The sequence below is a fragment of the uncultured Brachyspira sp. genome, from assembly GCF_944388875.1.
In the GTDB taxonomy this organism is placed as follows: Bacteria; Spirochaetota; Brachyspiria; order Brachyspirales; family Brachyspiraceae; genus Brachyspira.
This window is the reverse complement of record NZ_CALXKQ010000003.1, coordinates 232,838-257,498: the sequence shown is the minus strand read 5'-3', so window position 1 is coordinate 257,498 and position 24,661 is coordinate 232,838. Positions and strand designations below refer to the sequence as shown.

The 24,661-nt window shown below is 28.2% G+C and carries 21 protein-coding genes; 12 read left to right on the top strand and 9 right to left on the bottom strand.

The window, feature by feature from the left end:
• Window positions 1–212: 212 nt before the first annotated feature.
• The 5 genes from Q0J69_RS04590 to Q0J69_RS04570 all read left to right on the top strand — a co-directional run bounded on the left by Q0J69_RS04590 (window position 213) and on the right by Q0J69_RS04570 (window position 4,799).
• Window positions 213–1,025, top strand: a complete 813-nt coding sequence (locus Q0J69_RS04590; RefSeq protein WP_297204715.1) for a thioredoxin fold domain-containing protein — start codon at window positions 213–215, stop codon at window positions 1,023–1,025.
• A 69-nt stretch (window positions 1,026–1,094) separates the two neighbouring features.
• Complete coding sequence (locus Q0J69_RS04585; RefSeq protein ID WP_297204713.1) at window positions 1,095–1,919, top strand: thioredoxin family protein; 825 nt, start codon at window positions 1,095–1,097, stop codon at window positions 1,917–1,919.
• Between the two features lie 173 nt (window positions 1,920–2,092).
• On the top strand, window positions 2,093–3,025 hold the full coding sequence (locus tag Q0J69_RS04580; protein WP_297204711.1) for an Rpn family recombination-promoting nuclease/putative transposase: 933 nt from the start codon (window positions 2,093–2,095) through the stop codon (window positions 3,023–3,025).
• Between the two features lie 2 nt (window positions 3,026–3,027).
• On the top strand, window positions 3,028–4,029 hold the full coding sequence (locus Q0J69_RS04575) for a glycosyltransferase family A protein (protein WP_297204709.1): 1,002 nt from the start codon (window positions 3,028–3,030) through the stop codon (window positions 4,027–4,029).
• 98 nt (window positions 4,030–4,127) lie between these two features.
• Window positions 4,128–4,799, top strand: a complete 672-nt coding sequence (locus Q0J69_RS04570) for a hypothetical protein (RefSeq protein ID WP_297204708.1) — start codon at window positions 4,128–4,130, stop codon at window positions 4,797–4,799.
• A gap of 49 nt (window positions 4,800–4,848) precedes the next feature.
• Here the strand turns inward: Q0J69_RS04570 and Q0J69_RS04565 are convergent, their stop codons facing one another.
• Both Q0J69_RS04565 and Q0J69_RS04560 read right to left on the bottom strand, forming a co-directional pair.
• Window positions 4,849–5,751: an S-adenosyl-l-methionine hydroxide adenosyltransferase family protein gene (locus Q0J69_RS04565; RefSeq protein ID WP_297204707.1), complete on the bottom strand. Its 903-nt coding sequence runs from the start codon at window positions 5,749–5,751 to the stop codon at window positions 4,849–4,851.
• Between the two features lie 247 nt (window positions 5,752–5,998).
• Window positions 5,999–6,961, bottom strand: coding sequence for a class II fructose-bisphosphate aldolase (locus tag Q0J69_RS04560; protein WP_297204706.1), 963 nt, complete (start codon window positions 6,959–6,961; stop codon window positions 5,999–6,001).
• 317 nt (window positions 6,962–7,278) lie between these two features.
• On the opposite strand from Q0J69_RS04560, the gene thrS reads away from it, so the two are divergent.
• The 4 genes from thrS (at window position 7,279) to rplT (ending at window position 10,444) form a co-directional block, all read left to right on the top strand.
• Window positions 7,279–9,210, top strand: a complete 1,932-nt coding sequence (gene thrS / locus Q0J69_RS04555; RefSeq protein WP_297204705.1) for a threonine--tRNA ligase — start codon at window positions 7,279–7,281, stop codon at window positions 9,208–9,210.
• Between the two features lie 12 nt (window positions 9,211–9,222).
• Window positions 9,223–9,792 carry a translation initiation factor IF-3 gene (gene infC / locus Q0J69_RS04550; RefSeq protein ID WP_297204704.1) on the top strand — a complete coding sequence of 190 codons (570 nt, stop codon included), beginning with the start codon at window positions 9,223–9,225 and terminating at the stop codon, window positions 9,790–9,792.
• 80 nt (window positions 9,793–9,872) lie between these two features.
• Window positions 9,873–10,076, top strand: coding sequence for a 50S ribosomal protein L35 (gene rpmI / locus Q0J69_RS04545; RefSeq protein ID WP_028329893.1), 204 nt, complete (start codon window positions 9,873–9,875; stop codon window positions 10,074–10,076).
• Between the two features lie 14 nt (window positions 10,077–10,090).
• Window positions 10,091–10,444, top strand: a complete 354-nt coding sequence (gene rplT, locus Q0J69_RS04540) for a 50S ribosomal protein L20 (RefSeq protein ID WP_297204703.1) — start codon at window positions 10,091–10,093, stop codon at window positions 10,442–10,444.
• A 467-nt stretch (window positions 10,445–10,911) separates the two neighbouring features.
• Here the strand turns inward: rplT and kdsA are convergent, their stop codons facing one another.
• The 3 genes from kdsA to Q0J69_RS04525 form a co-directional block, all read right to left on the bottom strand.
• Entirely contained in the window at window positions 10,912–11,733 is an 822-nt protein-coding gene (gene kdsA / locus Q0J69_RS04535) for a 3-deoxy-8-phosphooctulonate synthase (RefSeq protein WP_297204702.1), read from the bottom strand.
• A gap of 55 nt (window positions 11,734–11,788) precedes the next feature.
• Window positions 11,789–13,294 (bottom strand): glycoside hydrolase family 32 protein, encoded by a 1,506-nt coding sequence (locus tag Q0J69_RS04530; protein WP_297204701.1) that lies wholly within the window; start codon window positions 13,292–13,294, stop codon window positions 11,789–11,791.
• 127 nt (window positions 13,295–13,421) lie between these two features.
• Window positions 13,422–14,738 carry a PTS transporter subunit EIIC gene (locus Q0J69_RS04525; RefSeq protein ID WP_297204700.1) on the bottom strand — a complete coding sequence of 439 codons (1,317 nt, stop codon included), beginning with the start codon at window positions 14,736–14,738 and terminating at the stop codon, window positions 13,422–13,424.
• 132 nt (window positions 14,739–14,870) lie between these two features.
• On the opposite strand from Q0J69_RS04525, the gene Q0J69_RS04520 reads away from it, so the two are divergent.
• Window positions 14,871–15,854, top strand: a complete 984-nt coding sequence (locus Q0J69_RS04520) for a LacI family DNA-binding transcriptional regulator (RefSeq protein ID WP_297204699.1) — start codon at window positions 14,871–14,873, stop codon at window positions 15,852–15,854.
• A 70-nt stretch (window positions 15,855–15,924) separates the two neighbouring features.
• Here the strand turns inward: Q0J69_RS04520 and greA are convergent, their stop codons facing one another.
• The 4 genes from greA to Q0J69_RS04500 form a co-directional block, all read right to left on the bottom strand.
• A complete protein-coding gene (gene greA, locus Q0J69_RS04515) occupies window positions 15,925–16,389 on the bottom strand; it encodes a transcription elongation factor GreA (RefSeq protein WP_297204697.1) in 465 nt (154 codons plus the stop codon).
• A 76-nt stretch (window positions 16,390–16,465) separates the two neighbouring features.
• The gene (locus Q0J69_RS04510; RefSeq protein WP_297204694.1) at window positions 16,466–18,841 is read right to left on the bottom strand and encodes a glycoside hydrolase family 3 C-terminal domain-containing protein; all 2,376 of its coding nucleotides are present in this window, start codon (window positions 18,839–18,841) and stop codon (window positions 16,466–16,468) included.
• A gap of 248 nt (window positions 18,842–19,089) precedes the next feature.
• The gene (locus tag Q0J69_RS04505) at window positions 19,090–21,411 is read right to left on the bottom strand and encodes a ribonucleoside-diphosphate reductase subunit alpha (RefSeq protein ID WP_297204692.1); all 2,322 of its coding nucleotides are present in this window, start codon (window positions 21,409–21,411) and stop codon (window positions 19,090–19,092) included.
• A gap of 15 nt (window positions 21,412–21,426) precedes the next feature.
• Window positions 21,427–22,500 carry a ribonucleotide-diphosphate reductase subunit beta gene (locus tag Q0J69_RS04500; RefSeq protein WP_297204689.1) on the bottom strand — a complete coding sequence of 358 codons (1,074 nt, stop codon included), beginning with the start codon at window positions 22,498–22,500 and terminating at the stop codon, window positions 21,427–21,429.
• Between the two features lie 242 nt (window positions 22,501–22,742).
• Here Q0J69_RS04500 and Q0J69_RS04495 point away from each other — a divergent pair, with 242 nt between their 5' ends.
• Entirely contained in the window at window positions 22,743–24,182 is a 1,440-nt protein-coding gene (locus Q0J69_RS04495; protein ID WP_297204687.1) for an aminoacyl-histidine dipeptidase, read from the top strand.
• Window positions 24,183–24,309: 127 nt separating this feature from the next.
• Window positions 24,310–24,633, top strand: a complete 324-nt coding sequence (gene gatC / locus Q0J69_RS04490; protein WP_297204685.1) for an Asp-tRNA(Asn)/Glu-tRNA(Gln) amidotransferase subunit GatC — start codon at window positions 24,310–24,312, stop codon at window positions 24,631–24,633.
• Window positions 24,634–24,661: the final 28 nt, after the last annotated feature.

Sequence of the window (24,661 nt, the reverse complement as noted above, 5' to 3'; positions counted from 1 at the left end):
TCTTGTCTTGTTAACATTTTTATATCCATATAATATTTTACATTACTATAACATATATTTGAATTAATACAAGCTATTGTTCTAATTAATAGCATACTTTTTAGTTCAATAAAAATCATGATTTAATCAGATAAAATAAATGATACATATAAATATTTACATTATTAAATATAAATTGTTTTATTATAAAAACATATTTTAAGGGAAATATAATGAATAGATTATATATAATAACATTTATTTTTGTTTTATTGGTATCATGTTCTAATAAAAAAATAAATTGGGAAAGCGATTTTGAAAAAGCATTGGAAATATCAAAGCAGGAAAATAAGCCAATAATGATGGATGTTTATACCGATTGGTGCGGAGCATGCAAAGAAATGGATAAAACAACATTTGCAAATAAAGATGTAATTGATAACTCTTCTAATTTTATAGCTTTGAAATTTAATCCTGAGAAAGTATCTAATGGTAATGATTTTTTAAATAAATACAGCATAATTGGTTTTCCTACCATGCTTTTTATGAATGGAGATGGATTTGTTATAAGAAGAATAGTAGGCTATGTTGAGAGTGATGAATTGGTAAATGAAATGAATGGCATTAAAGAAAAAGAAGAAAATATTAAAAAAGTATTTGCTGATGAAACTCCTAGTATAGAAAAATTAGATATATATTTGGATTCAGGATATACAAAAGAGGCTTCTGAAATGTATGATGTATTAGCTTCAGAAAATAAGATTCCTGAAGAAAATAAGGCAAAATATATGTCAAAAATTGCTCTTATGCTTTTAGATATTGATAATAATGATAAAGCTATGGAATATTTTAATGAAATGATTGATAAATATAGTAATTATAATGAAGTGTATATAGCTTATTATTATAAAGGTCTTGATATGATAATTAATAATGGACAGACAAATGAGAGTATAAAATATATAGAAAATCTTACTAACACAGTACCTGAGGAAATGAAGGAGGCTTATACTAGTTTTTTAGATTATTTTTCAAGTACTAATTAATTATATCTGTATTGTTTTTTGATAAAAATATTCTATAATATGTTTATATCAATTAAGGAGTTTAGATATATGAATAAAAATATAATAACAATTTTAATAGCTTTATTATCTATAGTTTCATGCAGTAAAGCTGAAGCTGAAATAAAATGGGAAAAAGATTTAGCTACAGCAATGAAAAAAGCCAAAGATAAAAATCTTCCTATAATGATAGATGTTTATACGGATTGGTGTACTTGGTGTAAGGAATTGGATAAAAACACTTATGCCAATAAAGAAGTTATGGACATAGCAAAGAAAATGGTATCAGTAAAATTAAATCCTGAAACATCTGATGAAGGAGCAGAGATAGCACAAAAATACGGTGTTCAAGGATATCCTACAATACTTTTTATCAATGCTGATGGCTTAGTATTAGAAAATGTAGGAGGATACGTTGAGGGTGAAAAATTTGTTCCTTATATGAAAAATGCTATAAAGAAATTGAATAAAATTAATGTTGTATTAGCAAGTAAAGAACCTAGTTTAGAAAAATTGGATCTATATTTGGAGTCAGGCAATGAAGAGGAATCTAGAAAAATATACGATGCTTTAATAGCTAAAAAAGCTATACCAGAAAATGCTATGGCTAAATATCTTCTTGGATTTGCTTTGATAAGAGCACAGCGTAAGGATTATGATAAAGCAAATGAATATTTTGATACAATAATAAAAACATATCCTCAATCTGAAGAAGTTTATGTTGCTCATTATTATAAAGCTGTTATAATGGTTCTTGCAGGAGAAAAGGATGAGCCTAAAAAGTATTTAGAAAAATTATTAGATGATCCTAAAGTTCCTGATAATATGAAAGTTCAATATGAGAGTTTGCTGTCATATATAAATGAAACACATTAATTAAATATAAGTGATAATTTATAAAAGAGATGCTATTTTTTAGTATCTCTTTTTTATTAAAAACATTTTAAAAAATAAATTATTATTTTATAATGTATAAAAATTATATTTTAAAATTTCTAAATCACTTAACAAATTTTGACAATTTATTCTTATTCTATTATAATATATTTATGGTACAAAAATTGAATACAAAACAAATAAAATATTTTAATCCTTTGAATGATTATTTCATACGCTATCTTTTTACTGATAAAGGGAGCAGCGAAGCTATACTTTTGGATTTCATCAATTCTATAATGATTAATGCTAATATGAAGACTTTTCGCTCAGTCGAAATACTTACTCCATTTAATTTTAAGAAAAATAGGAATTTAAAGGAAACAATAGTTGATGTAAAATGTATTACTCAAAATGGTTCTGTAGTTATAATAGAGATACAATTACAAGGCAATTCAAGATTTCCAGAACGTATACTTTATTATTGGGCAGCTAATTATAGTAAATTATTAAAACATGGTGAAAGATACGATGAACTTACTCCTGTAATAAGTATTAATCTTCTCAATTTTAATTTAGATAAAACAAAGAATATACATTCATGTTATATGCTTTATGAGATGAATAATAAAAAACTTTTAACAGATCATCTTCAGATACATATAATAGAATTAAAAAAGTTTAAAAAGAATGTTTTATCTAAAGATTTAAATTATTGGCTAAAAATATTTACAAGTAAAAATTTGGAGGCATCTATGTCTGAAATAGTAAAAGAAAAACCTATAATGGAAGAAGTACAGAAAAAATATAATAATTTTGTAAAAAGCAGATTAATGATGATGGAATACGAGAAAAAAGAGGCATATTTATATGGAAATCAAATAATGCTTGATGAGGAGAGAAGATTAGGAATAGAAGAAGGAATTAAGAAAGGTAAAGAAGAAGGTATAAAAGAAGGTATAAAAGAAGGTATAAAAGAAGGTATAGAAAAAGGAGAAATAAATAAGGCAAAAAGCATAGCATTAAAGCTAAAAAATATGAATATGGATAATAAAGAAATAATGAAAATAACAGGATTAAGTTTGGAGGATATAGAAAATCTATAAATATGATTAGTATAGTAATACCAGTTTATAATGTTTCAAAATATTTAAGGGCTTGTTTAGATAGCGTAATTAATCAAACATATAGAGATTTGGAAATAATATGTATTAATGACGGCTCTACTGATGATTCATTTGAAATATTAAAAGAATATGCTGTAAAAGATAAAAGAATAATAATAATAGATAAAAAAAATGCTGGGGTATCTGCTGCTAGAAATGACGGTATAGAAAAATCAAGAGGCGAATATATATTTTGTATAGACAGCGATGATTATATAGATAATGATTTTATTGAAGTTTTTTATCATAATGCTGAAAAAAATAACAGCGATTTGGTTGTATTAAGTACTTTTTGGAATTTGGATAAAAGGGTAAATAAAGATTATCATTCTGCACTTCCCACATGTTCAATGTTTATAAGAAAATCAATATTAGATAGTTATAAATATTTAAGATATCCTCTAAATGTTCAGCCTGGAGAAGACGGTATATTCTCACATGAACTTTTAATGTATACTAAAAATGTTAGTTTTGAGTATAATACTAATTATCATTATGTTAAAAGAGCCGGACAGGATTCTAAGAGAGCTGTAAAAGAACCAAAGATATTATTAGAGGCTATACCAAAATGGTTTGAATTATTAGAAGATTTCTACACAAAATATAATTTTTGGGAAAGCAAGTCATTATCATTTGCAAAATATATAGAAGGCGAGGCATTTTTAGCTTTTAGAACAAAAAATTTTAATGAAGAAGATGAGAGAAAAATTTTTAATATAATAAAAAATACTTTAAATAAAACTTTAAAATATATTGATAAAAATGATTATAATAAATATTTTTCTAAAGAGTTTATTATTTTTATAGAATCCAATACAATTAAAGAATATTATAGCAGAATAAGATATAAATACAATTATATAAGATTTACAATATTTAATAAGGATGTATCGATACGCTATAAAGAAAATAGATATAAATATTACAAGAATGATAATCTATAAAATATTTTTATATATAAAAAGGAATTATAAATAGTTGAGTTTATTGTATAGAGATATAAAATATAATGAAGCTTGCAATAACTATAGGAGATATATATATGTTTAAGTTATTTAAAGCTATGACAGCAGCTTTTTTATTAATATTTATATGCGGCAGTGTTTCTTATGCTGAAATAGGAGGTTTTGAATTACTGATTAATGTTCCGATAGGGGCAGGTATTACGGTGGTTGAAAAAAATGTTCCTGTTGCTGGAAACCCTAAGGGCGGAGGTAATTTTCAAATAGGTTTGGAAGCTAATGTAGGATATATGTTCCAGATAAGAGATGATATGGGAGTTAGTTTATTAGGTTCTTTAGGCTATGATTTTACGGGATTTAATTATTCAAAGAATAATAAGTCGGAGATTTATAAAGCATCTATTAATGATATTTATTTAGGTTTTTACCCTAAATTTAATATAAAGGGATTTTCTATAGGTATTAATGTAGGAGCTAAATTTACATTGCCTTCAAGATTAAATTATGAAAGCAGTTCATATTCTAAAAGCATAACATATATGAGCGAGCCTAGAACATATATAAGAGGTGTTTTTAACTATTCTATATTTTTTAAAGATAATATGGCTGTTAATGTAGGACTTTATATAGGATATGACTGGGGATTTTCTTGGTCAGATAATTTAACAAGGATTAATGTTATAAAAGATGAAAGTTATGGAAATGTTGATATAGGAGTGCAGATAGGATATAGACTTGGCCCTAAATTTTAATATAAATAGAGGCATACTTATTTAACAAGTATGCCTTTATTTATAATAATTATTTTTTAGTTGCTTCTATGCTCCATTTAGGTCCGCTGTAAACCTTATATTTATCAGAGAAATTTCCCATATTAACAGCAATAGAAAAATTAAGCTCAGAATTAAAATATCCCATATTTTCACCTTCAGGAACATCTCCAAAAGTATTTACAAGTTTAATATCTCCATTCCATACTAAATTACCATCATTATAAATTTCTATATTTAATGTATCTCCAACCTGCACACCATTATCAAGCATTAATTTACGCGGAAGCAATGTCCATATATTTCCGTACTGAATATCTAATATGGGAATATTAGCAAAAAATTTACCATTTTCAAATCTTGCTTTTTCATAATTTATTTTTGTTATATTTGTTCCTAAAGATTTTCCTACTTGTTTAAAATTAATTTGCTGTGAAGCCAATTTGGCAGCCGTATAAATGTAAACATCTCTTCCATGAAAAGTGTATGATTCATCAGAGTTTTTTAATCTGTTTACAGCCTCATCAATTTCTCTCACCTCTTCTACACCCATACTTTCAGCTACAAAAGTTAAAGAGCCGTTATCAGGAGTTACAAAATAATAATCATTAGTAGTTTTCATTACAACCGATTTTCTATCCGTACCAACTCCAGGATCCACAACATTTACAAATACAGTACCTTTAGGCCAATATCTTGCAGTTTGATCCAATCTTAAAGCAGCTTCCCAAATATTATATGCAGGTATTTCATGTGTAAGATCATAAATTTTTAAATTGGGATCAACACTTAAAGCTACTCCGTACATACTTGAAACAGCATTATCTTTTCTTCCGAAGTCTGTTTGTAAAGCAATAGCCGATTTTTCTGTTTTAATTTCGCAAGATATTAATATTGTATATGATAATAATATTATAAATATAATTTTTTTCATTTGTATATCCTTTGAAGCTGATATGATTGAAATTGATATGATTGTAAAAATTAAGGGCATAAGATATAAAACTCTCATGCCCTTAAATATTGCGTTTTTTAATTATTATTTAGTTTTAGCATTTAGAGCTTCTTTTTGTCTTTTTATTCTTCTTAAAGCTCTTTTGCGTTTAACTACTTTTCTATGCTGTTTTCCCACATTATCTCCTTTTTATTTATTATATTAATTTTTTATTATTTTTATAAAATTATATTCTTCCATTAGAACCTAATACATTATTGATTTTATGCATGTATAGTTTTTTCATTTCATCACGAGCAGGTCCTAAATATTTTCTAGGATCGAATTCTTTAGGATTATCATGAAATACTTTTCTTATAGCCGCAGTCATAGCAAGTCTTGAGTCACTGTCAATATTGATTTTACAAACTGCACTTTTTGAAGCTTCTCTTAATTGTTCTTCTGGAATACCTATAGCATCATCTAATTTTCCGCCGTTTTCATTAATCATTTTAACATATTCTTGAGGTACGCTTGAAGAACCATGTAAAACTATAGGGAATCCAGGAATTTTTTTCTCAATTTCTTTAAGAATGTCTAATCTTATTTCTGGTTTTTGACCAGGTTTAAATTTGTAAGCACCATGACTAGTACCTATAGAAATAGCAAGAGAGTCAACACCTGTTTTTTTAACAAAGTCTTCTACTTCTTCAGGCTGAGTATAAGTATGATGTTCAGCAGAAACATCATCTTCAACACCAGCAAGAACTCCTAATTCTCCCTCTACAGTAACATCATATTTATGAGCATACTCAACAACACTTCTAGTAAGTTCAACATTTTTATCATAATCATAATGACTTCCATCTATCATAACAGATGAAAATCCGTATTCTATACAGCTTTTGCAAAGTTCTAAACTGTCGCCATGATCAAGGTGTAATACTATAGGAACATTTACTCCTAATTCTTTAGCATATTCAACAGCTCCTTGTGCCATGTATCTTAATAAAGTCTGATTAGCATATTTTCTAGCACCAGAAGATACCTGAATTATAACAGGGCTTTTAGTTTCTACGCATGCCTGTATTATTGCCTGAAGTTGTTCCATATTATTAAAGTTAAATGCAGGTATTGCATAACCACCAGTAATAGCTTTTTTAAATAAATCTCTACTATTAACAAGACCTAAATCTGAGAATTTAACCATATTTTTCTCCTTAATTCTTTTTTAAGTTGTAAAAGTACACACTAATAATATAGTAAAAACAATAATTTTTCAATAAAAATACTGATTTTTTATAATTATATTTTAAATTAAAAATGTGATTATTGATTATATAATGATTATTATGTATTTTTAATAAATTAAAAATGAACATATCTTCTAATTATAATATAATATTTTGTTTGGTTTTAAAAAATATATAATTTGATTGACTATTCTATATAAATATGTTAATATATATAGCATTATTTGTATTATTTTAATTCAAATAAAAAGTATCAATTCAAAGAGGTGTTATAATGTCAAAAATTAATTATTTAGGACAGTCTTATGACTTGTCTAAAGGAGAGTCCTTACTAGACTTCCTTAAACAAAATGCTAAAAAAGATTCCAAAGATGCCGTAGCAGCAAAATTTAATGGAACACAAGTTGACCTTACATATACGCCTGAAACAGACGGCGATTTAGAATTGATACTTACCACCACAGATGAAGGTCTTGAAGTTTTAAGACACTCTACAAGTCATTTAATGGCTCAGGCAGTTAGAAGACTTTATCCCAATACTCAGGTTACTATAGGTCCTGCTATCAAAGATGGTTTTTACTATGACTTTGATGCAGAAAAGCCTTTCACAGAAGAGGATTTACCTAAAATAGAAGATGAAATGAAAAAAATTATAAAAGAGAATATACCTGTAGTAAGAAAAGTAATGAATAAAAATGAAGCTATAGAGTATTTCAAAAAAACAAATGAGCCTTATAAAGTTGAAATTATAGAAGGCATAGATGCTGATACAGTATCTTTTTATGAGCAAGGCGATTTTATAGATCTTTGCCGCGGTCCTCATGTTCCTTCTACTGGATATATAAAATCATATAAACTTATGTCTGTAGCTGGAAGTTATTGGAGAGGGGATTCTAACAATAAAATGCTTTCGCGTATATATGGAACTGCATTTGAAAGCAAAGATGCTTTGGATAAATACCTTAAAAAACTTAAAGAAGCTAAAGAGAGAGATCATAGAAAATTAGGTAAAGAACTTAATTTATTTAGCTTCCATGAAGAAGGTCCTGGTTTTCCTTTTTGGCATCCTAGAGGAATGGTTATTTATAAAGCAGTAGAATCTTATATAAGAAATGAAAATGATAAACGCGGATATGTTGAAATAAAAACTCCTGCTATACTTAATGAAGAGTTATGGCATAGAAGCGGACACTGGGATAATTATAAAGAGAATATGTATTTTACAGAGATTGATGAAACTAAATACGCTGTAAAACCTATGAATTGTCCGGGCGGTTTGATTGTTTATAATTCTAATATACATAGCTATAGAGATTTGCCTTTAAGAGTTGCTGAATTAGGTTTTGTTCACAGACATGAGCTTTCTGGAGCTTTGCATGGACTTTTCAGAGTAAGAGCATTCACTCAGGATGATGCTCATATATTCTGTACAGAAGAGCAGCTAGGCGATGAGATTATTAATACTATTGAATATTATTTATCTGTATATAAAGACTTTGGTTTTGAGAACTTTGAAATATTTGTTTCTACTAGACCAGCTAAATCAATCGGAAGCGATGAGATTTGGGAGCTTGCTACTAAATCATTAATTAATGCTTTGGACAAACTTGGTATAAAGTATAAAATTAATGAGGGGGATGGAGCTTTTTATGGTCCTAAGATAGATTTTAATATTAAAGATGTTCTTGATAGAAACTGGCAATGCGGTACTTTACAAGTTGACTTCTCACTTCCTATGGGATTTGAAATAAGCTATGAGGGTAAAGACGGCAGAAAACATACTCCTGTAATGCTTCACAGAGCTATACTTGGATCAATGGAGCGTTTTATAGGTATATTGGTTGAGCATTATAATGGTAAGTTCCCACTATGGCTTTCTCCATTACAAGTGGCTGTTGTTAATGTACTTAATGAACAAGCTCAAATTGATAGAGCTAATGAAGTTGCTAAGGCATTGAAAGATGCAGGATTTAGAGTAGAAGTTGATGAAGATAATGAGAATTTGGGTACTAAGATTAAGAAATACCGCTTGCAAAGAACTCCATATACAGTTATAATAGGTGCCGAAGAGGTTTCTAATGGTAAATTATCTATTAGAACACGTTCTTCACAAGAAATTAAAGATATGGATTTAAATGAGTTTATAGAGAAACTCAAAAAGGAATCTAAGGAGAGAATGAATGATTCTATATTTACTACTAAATGAGGTAGCTAAATAATGGCAACAGTAAAAAAAGAAGGAGAGAGAATTAATCAATTTATTACTGCACCAGAGGTTAGAGTTGTGCATGATGAGAGGGGAAGTCTTGGTGTAATGAGTATTAAGGATGCTCTTGCACTAGCAAAAGAGGAAGGTTCAGATTTGGTTGAGATAGTACCTACAGCAGAACCTCCTGTTTGTAAGATTATCAATTATGGTAAGTATAAATTTGATATTCAAAAGAAGAGTAAAGAGGCTAAGAAGAAGCAAAAATTAGTACAGCTTAAAGAAATCAAGATGCGTCCTCAAATAAGCATACATGATTATAACTTTAAAATGAAGCATATTCGTGAATTCTTAGATGAAGGTAATAAGGTTAAAATTACTATAATGTTTAGAGGAAGAGAAATGGCTCATACTAAATTTGGTTATGACCTTATTGAAAAGATTATGCAGGATTTAGAAAATGAAGCTTCTACAGAAAAACCTGCCAAATTGGAAGGTAAGAATTTATCTGCAGTGCTTAATCCTATAAAAGTTAAAAAGACTTCTTCTGATTCTAAAGAAGCATCTGAATCAGCAGAATAGTAAATAGCCCACTAGCTATGCGTACTTATCATACGTATAGATTGAGCATACAGTAAATATGATTAAAAGGATATTAGTTTATGAAACAAAAGTTAAAAACAAAAAGCGGTGCCAAAAAGCGTTTTAGATTTTCTAAAAGCGGTAAAGTTAAATTTGCTCATGCATTCGGCAGCCACAAATTTTTGAACAAAAGACCTGATACTAAAAGAAAGTATCGTAAAGCTAGAATAGCTGATGACACTAATATGGCTGAAATGCCTAGATTGATGCCTTACGGCAGATAATAAAGGAGATTAAAATGAGAGTAGTTAGCGGAGTAGTAAGAAAGAAAAAAGTAAAAAAAATATTAAAGATGGCTAAAGGCTATTATGGTTCTCACAGCAAGCAAATGAAGCAGGCTAAAGAGGCTGTAATAAGAGGCTTAAAATACGCTTATCGTGATAGAAGACAGAAAAAAAGAATGATGAGACGTTTATGGACTTTAAGAATCAATGCAGCATGCAGACCTTTAGGTATATCTTACAGCAAGTTCATTAACGGACTTAAAAAAGCTAATGTTATAATAGACAGAAAAGCTTTATCTAATTTGGCTATAGATGACTATAAAGCATTTGAAGCTGTAGTTGAAGTAGCTAAGAAGGCACTTGCTTAAATTAGACTTAAAAATATTTACTTATGTATAAAATTGCCGTTAGCATTCTTTGTCAGAGTGCTGACGGTTTTTTTATTATATAAATAAATCATTTAAAAATAAAATATTAAATTTATAAAAAATATTAAAGTTAAAATATTCTCAGCCGATAATATATTTAGTTGATTGGACTACCCCCCAATAACTATATTTGTAATAAGCCGCTTTGTTCATCCCACAAAAGCGGTTTATTTTTTGCAGTATATTTCTTATTAGCATATTATTTTGATAAAAAATTATATATGAATGAAAATAATTTTACTGTATAGGTTGTATTTAAATTCTCAGTATAAAATTATACTAATAATTGTGTTTCTGTTTTATATAAATATTTTTTTGCTAATTTATTATATTATAGTTTTTTTATATATTGGTATGTAAAAAAGTATAAATGATTTTACTATAAATAATATTCTAAATTGTATAAATTATAACTGCATATTTTTAACTAAATCATTTATTTTTATTATTTGACTCCATAATTCTTCTACTTTATCAAGTTCAAATATAGTACCAGAATCTGAAGGGCTTTTATCAGGGTTAGGATGAACTTCCATAAATACAGCATCAATACCCAAAGCAACCGCAGACCTTAAAATGGCAGGTATAAACTCTCTAGCTCCTCCTGATATGCCATTATTGGCAGAAGGCATTTGAAGAGAGTGAGTAGCATCATACATTACAGGTGCATAGTTTTTCATTATTTCTAAGTTTTTCATATCTACTATTAGATTTCCATAACCAAACATAGTACCTCTTTCACATAAGAAAAATCTTTTTTCATTTATAGCATCAGAACATTTATCAGCTATATATTTGCAGTCATAACCGCTTATAAATTGTCCTTTTTTTACATTTACAGCCTTTCCAGTTTCGCATGCTGCTCTAAGCATATCTGTTTGTCTGCATAAAAAAGCAGGTATCTGTAAAAAGTCTGTATATTTTGCTGCTTCATCGGCATCGCTTGGAACATGTATATCAGTTAATGTAGGAAGTTCGAATTCTTTTCCAGCATTGCTAAGTATTTCCAGTCCTTCTTTCATTCCTAAGCCTCTGAATGATGAAAGAGAAGTTCTGTTTGCTTTATCAAAACTTCCTTTAAGAACTAATTGTATATTTAATTTATTTTTTATCTCTTTAAGTTTTTTAGCAATAAACATTGTCATCTCTTCGCTTTCTATTACGCATGGACCAGCTACGAATATTAAATCTTTATTTTTATTTGTTATACCTTTATAATCAAAAATCATTTTTTTTCCTTAAATAAATAATTATTGATATATGATACAACATTAATTCTTAAAGTCAATCATAAATATTTGTGTTATTATATTTTATATTAAAACTTTTTAATTCGTATATAGTTAATGATAAATTGCCTGAAATTTTAAATGAATAGTCATCAGGATAATATCTAGTTGTAAAAACCATTTCTCCGTCATTAATAAATATTTCTACGCTTGATGTATCAATCAAAACACGTATATTATATAAATTTTCAAGATATGCTTTTCTTTTATCTCTTCCTCCGCCTATTTTTTTTCCTATAGTATCTGTGAACTCTAGTATGAATGTATTATTATCGTATCTTGCACAAAGTCCTTCTGATATTATAAATTTAAAATTGTTATTATCCTTAATATCAATAATAATATCATAAGCACCAATATCGCTGTCAATTATATTATCAGAGAGATTTTTGCTATTGTAATCTTTTTCTATTTTTTTTATTCTTAAATTATTTAAACTTCTATGTGGTATTTGATATATTTTTCCATTTTTGAAAGTTAATTCTCTTGCTATTGTTAAGCAATGCTGCCATCCATATTGTACTGTTAAATTTTTATGATATTCTTCTGTATCTGGAACTCCCATCCATCCTATCAAAACTCTATTATTATATTCATCTAAAAAAGTCTGAGGGGCATAAAAATCAAATCCTCTGTCAAGTATCTGAAAATTATTAACTTCGCAGTCATTATTTTTATAATCATCATTAATCATAAAATAACCTGATAAATATATATTTTCATAAATGCCTTCAATTTGTTTTACTCCTTGAGGACATGTAATTAAAATATTTTGACCATTTAAATTAAATAAATCAGGACATTCCCACATATATCCGAATGCATCTTTTGTATGTATCGTACTTATATGTTCCCAATTTATTTTATCTTTAGAAGAGAAAATAAGCACCTCTCCTATATCATTATCCTTATTTTCATTTCTGTTAATACCATATATTCTAGCTCCTTGAACCATATAATACTTATCATTTTCTTTCCAAACTTTTGGATCTCTTATATGATTGGTAACATTTTTAGGATAATCTTTCATTTCCATTAAGCATTCTTTTTCTGAGAAATTAAGTCCATCCTCTGAAATTGTAAGCATAGTATTGGCTTCTCTTCCGCTGTCTATATAATCATGTTCTCCTAAAAGTTTTACATTTCCAGTATAATATATATATAATTTGTCATCTTCTATAAAAGCAGAACCTGAATAAACACCATGACAATCGTACTTTTCATCAGGATAAATTGAAACACCTATATATTCATAATCTATTAAATTTGAACTTCTGTAATGTCCCCAGAATTTTAGTCCTCCGTTTATATCAAAAGGGGAGTATTGAAAAAATATATTATATTTGCCTTTGAAATATGAAAGCCCATTTGGATCATTAAGCCATCCTATAGGCGGCATTATATGGAATTTTAATCTCCATTTATCCGTGTCTTTATTTAATAAAGATTCTCTCTCAATTTTTTCTATACATTCTTTAAATATTTTACTCACTAGGTTCATTTTAATATCCTTAAAAATGGTGCTTAATATCATATAGAATAAGGGTAAAAGCTATATGATATTAAGCAAAATAAATGGTTTTTATTGGATTATACGTGGAAATTGTAGTAAACTTTCTTCATTATTTTCAATCCTCTTGCATATATTCTTTAGGTACACCAAAGAACCATGTAATAATAAAAGATAGTATCACAGTAACGATTGCCGTAGAAATATATACAAAAAATTGTTTCGAATCATATATATAAAGTAAAGCCGCTGGTATGCCTGTAACTCCATTAGCAGCCGCCTGCAGATTAAATATTCTTACAAATATACCGCTGATTCCAGCAGCAATGGCTCCGCAAATTATAGGTCTTATGCCATATCTTATATTTACACCGAATATAGCAGATTCTGTTATACCAAGACAGGCTGATAAAGAAGCATTATATCCAATAGATTTAATGCTTTTTCTATTAGTTTTTAATGTGATTGCAAGACAAACAGCTCCTGCTGATAAATTAGCAACGCTTATAAGAGGGTTAATAGGGTTTAATGAGGTAGCAGCAAGCAGAGATATTTCTAAAAAATTTATTATATGGTGAACACCATTTATAACCATAAATATTATTCCAAAAGCAAATATAAATCCGCCTATACCAAAAGGAAGTGATAAAAATAAATTTAAAACTATTATGATGTATTTTTCAGCTATACTGAATACTGGTATGATTATAAAAAACGATAATAATGACATTATTAGCAAAGTTAAAAAAGGTGTTGCTAATATATCTATTATATTTGGTATTATATTTCTTATCTTTAATTCCAATTTTGATCCTATTATTCCAGAAACAAGTGCAGGAAGCACACAATTTTTATTTATATCATGCAAAGAAACAATATTTGAAAGAGAAACTATTATTAAACCCAAAACTATGCCTATAATAGGTGAGCCTCCGAATACTTTAAATGCAGACCAGCATATTAAGGCTGGAAGGAATATGAATACAGTTTTTGTTAATATATCAGAGAATGCTGCTGCATCTGATAATTTCAAATTAAAAAAAACTAAAATTCTTTCATTAATTAGAATATTTTTAAATCCTATGAATAATCCTGATGCTATTATTACAGGCATTATAGGTACAAATATATCAGAGAACATCCTTATAATTCTTTTGAAATCATATTTATTTACAGATTCTTCATTGTTAAGTAATTTACTAAGCTCATTATAGACTTTATTAACAACTCCTGTTCCTAATATTATTTGATACTGACCTGAATTAAATAATACGCCTTTAACTCCGTCAATATTTTTTATATCTGAATCATTTATATTTTCTCTATTATTTACTATAAGTCTTAATCTTGTGGCACAGAATTCAGCTGATGATATATTTTCTTTACCTACAGCATCTATAATGCTTTTTGCTATTTTTTTATAATTTAACGACATAAAAATCCATATATGTAACCAGTTTCATGTATTATAACAGAAATTTAGCTATTTGTCAAGTTTGAATTTAATTTGATAATTTTTTTTTTTAATGTATAATTAAACGTTAAATAATACGGTAGGGTATGTTAAGTGAAAAATAATAAAATTACAATGAAAGAAATTGCTGAGTTGTGTAATGTTACAAAAACAACTATATCCCGTTACTTTAATGGCGGATATGTAAAAAAAGAAACCAGAGATAAAATATCTAAGGTTATAAAAAAATATAATTATGAGCCTAATACTTTTGCCAGATTAAAAGCTAAGCAAAGTTATATGATAGGTATTATAACACCTGCTATAGATTCTATAGTAGCTTCGCGTGTATTAACTGGTTTAGAAAAAGTGTTTAGAGAAAAAAAATATATACCTATTATTATAAACACTAATCATGATTCAAAATTAGAATTAGTGTATTTAGAAAAATTAAAGAGATTAAATGTAGACGGTATAGTTTTAAGTGCAACTGAGATAAGCGATGAACATAGAAAAGCAATAAAAAAATTGAATTTGCCTATTGTTATTTATGGGCAGGAGTTTTCTGACGGAATAAGCATAATAAATGATGATTATAATGCGGGCAGAGAAATAGGGGAGTATATAGGAAAGAGAAATCATAAACATGTAGGATATATTACTGTAGATGAAAAAGATATTGCTATTGGAATTACTAGAAAAAACGGTGTTATAGATGGGCTTAAAAAATACAATGTAAAAAAAATAAGTTTTGAGAAGGCTGATTTTTCTTATGAAAGTGCAAAAATTGCAACAAATAAACTTCTTGCTAATAAAAAGATTGATGTAATAATATGCTCTACAGACAAACAGGCACATGGTGTATATAGAGTTTTAAAAGAGAAAGGGCTTAAAATACCTGATGATATTTCTGTTATATCATTCGGAGGATATGAAATTGATGAGATAATAGAACCGCAGCTTTCTACTATAAAATTTGATTCTTTAAATGCAGGCGTACGCACGGCCAATACATTATTGGAATTAATAAATAATAATAAAACTGATAAGATTTATTATATAGATTATCAATTTATAGAAGGCAGCAGTGTAAAATAAGTTTCTATGATGATAAAAAAGAATTCCATTAATTAATATACTAAATAATAATGGAATTCTTTTAATAATTTTACAGACTAATTTCTAATATTTCTAATATCTTATCTCCTGCAGGAACTTTTATAGTAACTGTATCTCCGACTTTTTTGCCTAATAATCCTTTAGCAATAGGTGTTACTATTGTAATTTCATTTTTAGTCATATCAGCTTCTAATTCGCCTAATATCTTATATTCTATAACTGTATTTCTTCCCTGATCTTTTACTTTTACTTTTTTCCCAAAAGTTACAGTATCTTTATCCAAACTAGCAGGGTCTATTATTTCAGAACCTGCTAAATCGCCTTCCAGTTTTGATATTTGAGCATTTAAAAGCCCTTGTCTTTCTTTAGCGGCATGATACTCAGCATTTTCTTTTAAATCGCCTTTTTCTCTTGCTTCTGCAATAATAGCAGGCAAAGTTTCAAACTCTGCTTTTAATTCTAAAAGTTTAGCCTTTGCTTTTTCATATCCGTATTTTGTTATTGGTTTTCCCATAATTAATTATCCTTAAATAAATAGTAATACTCTATTATAAACTATTTTCATTTATTTACAAATAAAAACTATCATTTTAACTATTCAAAAGCTGAAGCAGATTTTCTATATCATCCCTTTTTATTAATCCGCCGCTCATAGTATAAAGAGAGCGAAGCGGTGTTTCAAGCATCATGCTTTCAAACATCTTTTTAGTATCAGTTTTATCATCTTTAAACATTTCATCAAGCCCTATTAATAGCTTATTATAAAAATCTTTAGCTGCCTTCTCATGTAAAAGCTCCTCAAGATTATTGTTAAGATTATAAGGTTTTGACGCTTTTATATTAATAGGCTTTAGCTTTCTTCCTAATAGTTTTTCAAAGTCTTCATCAGAAATATTAATATCATTATTGAGATTAAAATAACTGTTTAATTTTTCATTATTATAATCATTAGAAATTATTTCCATATTTTTACTTAAAATTAGATTTCTTGATGAGTTTCCAATGTATATAGTGTATATTCCGCTTTCTATTTCATACTGCTTTGTTTGAGAATTATAAAAAGAAAAACTTCTTCTGTTCAATTTCAAAATAACAGTTTTTGTTTCATTAGGTTCTAAAAATACCTTAATAAATCCTTTTAATTCTTTTTTAGCCTTGAATATATTATTCTCTGGTGCAGAAATGTATAACTGAGCCACCTCGCATCCGAACATATCACCCGTATTTTTTATATCAAAAACAACATGAATATTGTCAAGCCCTGCAATCGTATTGGCATCAGATATTATTAAATTAGAAAATTGAAAAGTAGTGTATGAAAGACCGTATCCGAATGGAAATAAAACTTCTTTTTCTGCTTTATCATAGTATCTGTATCCTACGAATATTGATTCTCTATATTCTACAGCCTTATTTCCTCCTGGGAAGTATTTATAGCTTGGATTGTCTTCTAATTTTAATGGGAATGTTTCTGCAAGTTTTCCGCTAGGATTAACTTTACCGAATATAATATTAAATGCAGCACTTATTGCAGCTTCTCCAGCTAAATATAAATTGACAATACCTTTTACTTTATCAATCCAAGGCATTAAAACGGGAGCTCCTATAGAAAGTACAACAACTATATTTTTATTGACTTTTGAAATCTCTTCTATTAAGTGATTATGACTTTCAGGAAGATTAAGATGTTTTCTGTCAAAGCCTTCTGATTCATAAGAGTTTATAAGACCTGCAAATATTATTACCAAATCTTTATCTTTTGATATATTAACAGCTTCTTCTGTAAGAGTATTATCTATATCAGGGGAATTAGAATCGTATCCTTTGGCATAATTAAATTCTATATTATTTTCTTTGAAATATTCTTCTGCTGTATCTATTTTATAAGCATTTATTAATGAACTTCCATTGCCTTGATATCTAGGTTTTTGAGCAAACTCTCCGATAATTGCTATTTTGCTTTCTTTTTTGACAGGGAGTATTTTATCTTCGTTTTTTAATAATACTATGGAGTTTTCTGCAATTTTTCTTGCTGTATTATGATTTTCTTCTTTATCATAAGAAAAATTTTTATATTTATTATCCATACGGTTTAGAGTAAAATTAAGCAGTCTTATAATAACCTTATCTAATACGCTCTCATCAATAATGCTATTTTTTACAGCCTCATAAACTTTTTTATCATCATATCCATTAGTTGAAGGCATTTGCAAATCTAATCCAGCCTTTAATGCTTCAACTCTGTCATTAACAGCTCCCCAATCAGAAATAACTATACCCTCAAATCCCCATTCCTCTCTCAATATATCATTAAGCAGATATTTATTCTCAGAAGCAAAATCTCCATTTACTTTATTATATGAACACATTACAGTAGAAGGATTTGATTCTTTTATAGCTATTTCAAAAGCCTGCAAATATATTTCTCTCAAAGCCCTTTCATCTACAACACTATCAATTATAAGTCTTAAAGTTTCCTGATTATTCGCAGCAAAATGTTTTAAACTTGCAGCTATGCCGTTTTCCTCCAAACCATTAATCCATCCGCTTGCCATTTTTCCTGCCAGATAAGGATCTTCAGAAAAATATTCAAAATTACGCCCGCAAAGAGGTGAGCGTTTAATATTAACTCCAGGTCCAAGTACAGCAGCAATTTTATTAGCTTTTGCTTCTTTTGATATTGCTTCTCCCATTTCATACATTATATTTGGATCAAATGAACAAGCACTGCAGCATGCAGTTGGAAAACATGTTGATGATATTGATTTTTGCAAACTTAATTCATCAGATTCGGTACTCTGTTTTCTAACACCATGAGGACCGTCAGTTAAATATAGAGAATGTATTTTTAGTCTGTATATTGGTTTAGTTGACCAAAAATCTCTGCCGCTTAAAAGAGAAACTTTCTCTTCCAATGTTAATTCTTCCATTAATTTTTTGATTTCTTCTTGATATTTTTTATTCATAATTGAAGCCTTAAAGATATATTATTATAAGATTATGATATAATATTATCAATATATTACAACTTAAAAATAAAAAAATAGAATTAAATGATTTCGTACACTTAATTTTTATAAAGATTAGAACTGCTTCAAGAATCAATATACATTATATATTTTTTATATTTATTAATTTCGTTAAGGTGCAAACTATAATGAAAAAATATAAGCATTAATAAATTTATTCTTGAAACAATATATAGTAAATATAATTATGTACATGATTCACAAACTTCTTCCAATTCAAAATTAGATTTAGGGGTTTTCATATAATATAATGTTTTTAGCCCCAAATCCATAGCATACTGAATATCATCCCAAAGTTCTTTTGCGGATTCTGGTTTTATATAGTATAAATTTAATGACTGAGATTGATCTATATATCTTTGTCTAATCGCAGCAAGCTCTATTATAGTTTTTGCAGGTATAGTCCAGCATCTTTCATAGTACTGCCTATTTTTTTTTATATTAGGCACTAAACTAGGAAGAGTTTGTATTCCTTCTTCTACAAAAAATAAATCCACTATAGGCTCTATACTTTCCGTGGCAGATACGCTTTTTCCTGATGTAGCTGTTGGGGCAATAGCTCCATGAAATGAAAAACGAACTCCGCTTGTTTTTATTTCTTCTGCAAGTTTATCCCATTTCTCTTTATCAAGTTTTACATCAAGCTTATTATTCTTATTTTTGTTTAATAATGATATATGAAAAGGAGTCAATCCTTCTTTCCATTTTGATTCATTAAATGTTTTATAAGTTCCTCTTTCCTTTGCCAATATATTAGAAGCCTCATATATGTGATAGTATAAATCATCGAATACCTGATTAGTAAACTCTAAAGCCTCTTTATCTGTATATTTTAATTTATTAGAAGCAAGAAGATTTGCATAATTTATAACTCCTATACCGATTGGTCTGTTTTTCTTATTTGCTATTTCTCCCTCTTTAACGGGATAATACTGAGTATCTATTATATTATCGCATCCCCTTAAAAGTGTATAGCAGAATGATTTTTTCTTTTCTGGAGTAAAAGTTACCCATGACATCAAATTTACTGATACCAAGTTGCATATTCCTATCTCTCCGCTCTTCTTTCTCTGCACTATTTCATATTCGCCGTCTTCATTTATAATATATTTTTCTTTTATCAATTTTGAAGGATATGATGGTATAACTATTTCCTGACATAAATTAGAAGCACCTACAAATCTATTAACCATATTCTGTTCATTTATATTATCTACAAATGTTAAATATAAGTTTCCTGTTTCCTGTCTTACCTTTAATATTTGAAAAAGCAGATCCTTGGCTCTTATTCTTTTCTTTCTAATAGAAGATTTGCTTTCATAATACATATAAGCAACATTAAACTTTTCTCCATATTCTTCATTAAGAAGCGGAGTTTCTTTAGGGTCAAAAAGAGTTACATATCCGTCTTTATTTACACGTTCTCTGAATATATTGCTTATTCTAATAGAATAAACTAATTTTCTAGCTCTTGTATCTTCTGTACCGCCAGCATCTTTAAGCATAATCAAATCCAATACATCTAAATGCCACCAAGGAAAAGTTACAACACATGCCCCTTTTCTTACACCGCCTTGATTGAATGATGATATAGTTTGTTCTACTCTTTTTATAAATGGTATAGGACCGTCTGAACGTCCTCTGTTAGTTTGTATAGTAGAGCCTGAAGCACGTATATAAGAAGCATCGTAGGCAATACCTCCTGAAAATTTTGAGTATAATGCCATATTGCTGTCAGTTTGATTCAAGCTCCAAGTATCATCATCAGGCGTATTTAATATGCAGCTTGCAAGCTGGGCTTTTACTGTCATGCTATTTGCTATTCTAGGAGTTGCAAAAGTAATTTCATGTTTTGACAGCATATCATATGTTCTTTTTATATATTTTAACCTTTCTGTTTTGCTTATTTCTAATTTATCTTTATTATTGCCCTTATAATAATCATCATAAAATGAGAACATAGCAGCTACCATATATGTTATTTGAGGAAGTTCTAGCTTTTTATTTCCTATGTTTTTGCAGTATTTTTTATAGAATATTGCAAGTCCCTTATATGTAAAAAGTAAATCTCTGTTGGGTTCTATCATAGAATTTATTTTATCAAGTTCCTTATCAGAAAATAGTTTTATAATATCTTTATCATATATTTTATATTTTATTCCTTTTTTTAAGAAATTTTTTATATGAGGATATGAACCTATCTTTTTAAGTCCGCATGTTTCTTTGTATATTTTCATCAAATATAATTTTTCTGCTATAGTATCATAAATTGGGTATAAAGGACTTATCATATTAACAGCAGTATTTATGAGTTCATCATATAATACTTCTATTTTCATTTTATCATTAATTTTGATATTTAAGCCCTCTAAAATTTGATTGGTAAATGCTTCCTTTCCTTCCGTAGCCCAATCTATAACCTTTCTAAGTTTCTCTTCATTGTATGGTTCTTCCCGTCCGTCCCTCTTTATTATAATATGCTTTTTACCTTTTCCAAATTCTATCATAATTTACCCCAATTATTATAAATCGTTTTTTAATGCACCTTTTTGATATGATGTATTAGTAGTTTCCTGCAAAGCTGCATTTTGTTTATTTATATCTCTATAGCTGTTAAACCAATCTATTATATCAGATTTCTTTTCAGATAAATATTCAGTTTCAACTCCAATATCTTTTAACCTCACACCAGCCCAATATTTAATAAAATGCTCGCTTACAGAAGAGTTTATGCCCAATACCTCTTTATCATCAAATAGGTATTTAGCCCATTTTATCTCTTCATTTACAGTAAATTCAACCATCGCTTTAGCAGTATCGTTAAACCATCCGCTTTTAAATAGATGAGAAAAACCCTGATTATCCTCTTTTCTAAGAATGGTCATTACATTTTTACCAGTGGGTACGTGAACATTTAACTCATCATGTGCTATTAATTTAATAGTTTTTGTAAATCCTGCTATAGCATTATCATAGCTGTTATTTATTGTGAAAGTTACAAGAAAAGAAAATGGGAATTTTATACCTTCAAGTAAATATATTCCTAGTAATAATTTTAATACAGCTTGTTTTTTTTCATCTAATGATGCATTAGAGCTTTCAAGATTACATAATTCATCAACATTTCCGAATAATTCAACTTCTTTTTCCATCCTATGCTTTACAAACTCATCATTGTAAACTAAATCCAATGTATCCGTTGCCTCATGTCCAAATACTTCAGAAAGTCCGTAAGAATAGCTTTCTGCATGTATATTTTCCTCTATTGCTATTCTGGCATATAGTATTGACCATATAGAGCTTGTTACTATTCTGTTTAATATTGATGAAAATCCGCTTGTAACTCCGCTGTCCATTAGAGTTTGATATGCTATATTAAGTTTAAAGGCTCTTTGGGCATCTTCAGGAAGAGATGAAAATCTAGTTTTATCAGATTTATAATCAACTTCTTTAGTAAACCAAGTATTTCCCTCACTTGCTTCTTTTAATTTTTTTGCTATTTCATGGCTTACGGAGTCGATTCTTATATAATGTCCGAAATCACCGAAAAATATTTTTTCATTTTCTGGCTTTTTATCTATATCAATTACCTTCATCTGCATCTCCGATATGTTTCTATATTTATTTATGTATTTTAGAATTTAATTAGTTATTCTAATTTTATTTTTTATATTTGTCAAGGAATTTTATTTGATTGGTATATATATAATTATGATACATTTTATACTTATATTTTAATATTATAAAGTTATTATTGACATAGGTTTATACCGTGATAAAATATATAAATTAGAAATTATATTATTACATGATTATAGATATTTTAAAGAGGTTTTGTATGAGTTTAGATAGTTTAAAAAATCTTGATTCCAAAGAGGTTTTTAGATGGTTTGCTGAGATTAGTAAGATTCCAAGAGAGTCAGCCCATGAAAAAGAGATTAGCGATTTTTTAGTAAAGTTTGCTAAAGATAGAAATTTAGAAGTTTATCAGGATAAGGAAAATAATGTAATTATAAAGAAAAATTCTTTTTCAGGATATGAAAATTTAAAGCCTATTATAATACAGGGGCACATGGATATGGTTTGCGAAAAGACAAAAGAATCCAAACATGATTTCAGAAAAGACCCTATAGAACTTATACTTGAGGGTGATATTTTAAGGGCTAATGATACAACTTTGGGTGCTGATGACGGTATTGCTGTTGCTTTTGCACTTGCTTTGCTTGATTCCAATGATATACCGCATCCTGCATTAGAGGTTTTAATTACAACGGCAGAAGAAACTAGTATGCATGGTGCTTTTTATGTTACTTCTGAGCATTTAGAAGGAAAGACGCTTATAAATATAGATGCTGAGGAGGAAGGAGTATTTTTTGTAAGCTGTGCTGGAGGCATCAATACAATAGTTGATTTTGATATTGTAAGAGAGGATAATAGTAATGAGGCATTAAAGATAGAGGTTTCAGGGCTTAAAGGCGGACATTCTGGTATGGAAATTAATAATCAGAGGGCTAATGCTATTAAAGTTTTATCTAGGATTTTGTATTCTATAAAAAATGATATTAATATATATTCTATATGCGGGGGATCTAAGAGAAATGCTATTGCTAAGCATTCTGAGGCGGTAATAACTGCAAAAAATATTGATAAAGTAAAATCTGATATAGATGTGATTTCAAAATATATAAAAAATGAATATAAAGTTGAAGACCCTGATATGAATATATCCGTTTCTAAATGTGATGTTGTAAAAGAATGTTTCACAAAAAAATTAACTAATGATATAATAGATTTTCTTATGCTTGCCCCAGACGGAGTTCTTTATATGAGCAGAGATATTGAGGGTTTGGTGCAGACAAGTGCTAATAATGGTATTTTGAAAGAAGAAAATAATAAAGTAACTTCAATTATATCTATACGAAGTTCTGTGGAAAGTTCTTCTAGGGAAATAGTTGCTAGAGTTGAGGATATTGCTTTGAGAACAAATGCTCATTTTGAAGCAACAAGTGGATATCCTGCTTGGGAATATGATCCTAATTCAAAGATAAAGGATATAGCTGTTCAAATATATAAAAAGGTTACTGGAAAAGATGCTGAAATAAAAGCTATACATGCTGGGTTGGAATGCGGCATATTAAAAAAGCCTTTGCATGATGTTGATATGATAAGTATGGGACCTGATATTTATGATGTTCATACTCCAAAGGAACATTTAAGCGTATCTTCCGTTGATAGAATGTGGAAGTTTTTGAAAGAGCTTATTATTAGTATAAAATAATTTTTATAATAATTTAGTATAAATATAAAAATGCAGTAAAATAATATAATGCATTCTTATAATGCTATTGAAAAATTATTTATATTAGTATATTATATTTATACTATAATATTTAAGGATATAATAAATGACAACAGACAGAGAAGAATTAGAAGCACTTTTATATCAAACTAGATTAAGAATAGAAGAAAATCAAAAAGATGAAGTTTTAGACAGATTAAATAAAGATTTAAAGTTTATAGAAGAATTATTTGAAGTTAATGTTGATGGCATTGCACCTTTATATCATGTTATTGATTTACCTGAATATTTGAGAGATGATGTTGCTGGTGAAACATTGAGTAATGATGTAATAATGAATTTATGCCGCAGCGGAGAATACGGCTATATAGTAGTACCTGCAGTTCCAGCAGCTTTGGAAAACAGCGAACATCAGGCTAAAAAATCTTAAGTTATAAAAATTACAGAGGTCATCAATT

Excerpts from the sequence above, each read along its gene's own strand:
- Q0J69_RS04590 (WP_297204715.1), top strand. The coding sequence starts at position 213 with ATGAATAGATTATATATAATAACATTTATTTTTGTTTTATTGGTATCA.
- Q0J69_RS04585 (WP_297204713.1), top strand. The coding sequence starts at position 1,095 with ATGAATAAAAATATAATAACAATTTTAATAGCTTTATTATCTATAGTT.
- Q0J69_RS04580 (WP_297204711.1), top strand. The coding sequence starts at position 2,093 with ATGGTACAAAAATTGAATACAAAACAAATAAAATATTTTAATCCTTTG.
- Q0J69_RS04575 (WP_297204709.1), top strand. The coding sequence starts at position 3,028 with ATGATTAGTATAGTAATACCAGTTTATAATGTTTCAAAATATTTAAGG.
- Q0J69_RS04570 (WP_297204708.1), top strand. The coding sequence starts at position 4,128 with ATGTTTAAGTTATTTAAAGCTATGACAGCAGCTTTTTTATTAATATTT.
- Q0J69_RS04565 (WP_297204707.1), bottom strand. The coding sequence starts at position 5,751 with ATGAAAAAAATTATATTTATAATATTATTATCATATACAATATTAATA.
- Q0J69_RS04560 (WP_297204706.1), bottom strand. The coding sequence starts at position 6,961 with ATGGTTAAATTCTCAGATTTAGGTCTTGTTAATAGTAGAGATTTATTT.
- thrS (WP_297204705.1), top strand. The coding sequence starts at position 7,279 with ATGTCAAAAATTAATTATTTAGGACAGTCTTATGACTTGTCTAAAGGA.
- infC (WP_297204704.1), top strand. The coding sequence starts at position 9,223 with ATGGCAACAGTAAAAAAAGAAGGAGAGAGAATTAATCAATTTATTACT.
- rpmI (WP_028329893.1), top strand. The coding sequence starts at position 9,873 with ATGAAACAAAAGTTAAAAACAAAAAGCGGTGCCAAAAAGCGTTTTAGA.
- rplT (WP_297204703.1), top strand. The coding sequence starts at position 10,091 with ATGAGAGTAGTTAGCGGAGTAGTAAGAAAGAAAAAAGTAAAAAAAATA.
- kdsA (WP_297204702.1), bottom strand. The coding sequence starts at position 11,733 with ATGATTTTTGATTATAAAGGTATAACAAATAAAAATAAAGATTTAATA.
- Q0J69_RS04530 (WP_297204701.1), bottom strand. The coding sequence starts at position 13,294 with ATGAACCTAGTGAGTAAAATATTTAAAGAATGTATAGAAAAAATTGAG.
- Q0J69_RS04525 (WP_297204700.1), bottom strand. The coding sequence starts at position 14,738 with ATGTCGTTAAATTATAAAAAAATAGCAAAAAGCATTATAGATGCTGTA.
- greA (WP_297204697.1), bottom strand. The coding sequence starts at position 16,389 with ATGGGAAAACCAATAACAAAATACGGATATGAAAAAGCAAAGGCTAAA.
- Q0J69_RS04510 (WP_297204694.1), bottom strand. The coding sequence starts at position 18,841 with ATGAATAAAAAATATCAAGAAGAAATCAAAAAATTAATGGAAGAATTA.
- Q0J69_RS04505 (WP_297204692.1), bottom strand. The coding sequence starts at position 21,411 with ATGATAGAATTTGGAAAAGGTAAAAAGCATATTATAATAAAGAGGGAC.
- Q0J69_RS04500 (WP_297204689.1), bottom strand. The coding sequence starts at position 22,500 with ATGAAGGTAATTGATATAGATAAAAAGCCAGAAAATGAAAAAATATTT.
- Q0J69_RS04495 (WP_297204687.1), top strand. The coding sequence starts at position 22,743 with ATGAGTTTAGATAGTTTAAAAAATCTTGATTCCAAAGAGGTTTTTAGA.
- gatC (WP_297204685.1), top strand. The coding sequence starts at position 24,310 with ATGACAACAGACAGAGAAGAATTAGAAGCACTTTTATATCAAACTAGA.